This is a genomic window from Bradyrhizobium sp. Kon58 (assembly GCF_055807455.1).
The window spans coordinates 1-724 of sequence record NZ_JBVVOT010000101.1 but is presented as its reverse complement, the minus strand read 5'-3'; the positions used below and the strand labels follow the sequence as shown (position 1 = coordinate 724).

At 50.8% G+C, this 724-nt stretch carries 2 rRNA genes; both read left to right on the top strand.

The features are described from left to right. Window positions 1-388 (top strand): 23S ribosomal RNA (locus AC0L20_RS39615); the annotation flags it as partial. A gap of 154 nt (window positions 389-542) precedes the next feature. Then, a 5S ribosomal RNA gene (gene rrf / locus AC0L20_RS39610) occupies window positions 543-658 on the top strand. Window positions 659-724: the final 66 nt, after the last annotated feature.

The window sequence follows — 724 nt, the reverse complement described above, 5'->3', positions numbered from 1 at the left end:
CATCCTGGGGCTGAAGCCGGTCCCAAGGGTATGGCTGTTCGCCATTTAAAGTGGTACGCGAGCTGGGTTTAGAACGTCGTGAGACAGTTCGGTCCCTATCTGCCGTGGACGTTTGAGATTTGAGAGGGGCTGCTCCTAGTACGAGAGGACCGGAGTGGACGAACCTCTGGTGTTCCGGTTGTCACGCCAGTGGCATTGCCGGGTAGCTATGTTCGGAATAGATAACCGCTGAAAGCATCTAAGCGGGAAACTAGCCTCAAGATGAGATCTCACTGGAACCTTGAGTTCCCTGAAGGGCCGTCGAAGACTACGACGTTGATAGGTTGGGTGTGTAAGCGCTGTGAGGCGTTGAGCTAACCAATACTAATTGCCCGTGAGGCTTGACCATATAACACCCAAGCAATTTGCGACTCGAAAGAGACCAGATTGCGGTGTGTGAAGACGAGATGAACCGAAAGTTCGACGCTTGCAAACACCAAATTCTATTACATACCCAATTTGCTGAAGCGAGGCCGTCTGGCCACGACTCAGTACCCGAATTTCTTGACGACCATAGAGCATTGGAACCACCTGATCCCATCCCGAACTCAGTAGTGAAACGATGCATCGCCGATGGTAGTGTGGGGTTTCCCCATGTGAGAGTAGGTCATCGTCAAGATTAAATTCCAGAACCCCTGTTTGCTTACGCAGACAGGGGTTTTGTTTATGTAGAAGTCCATGAATT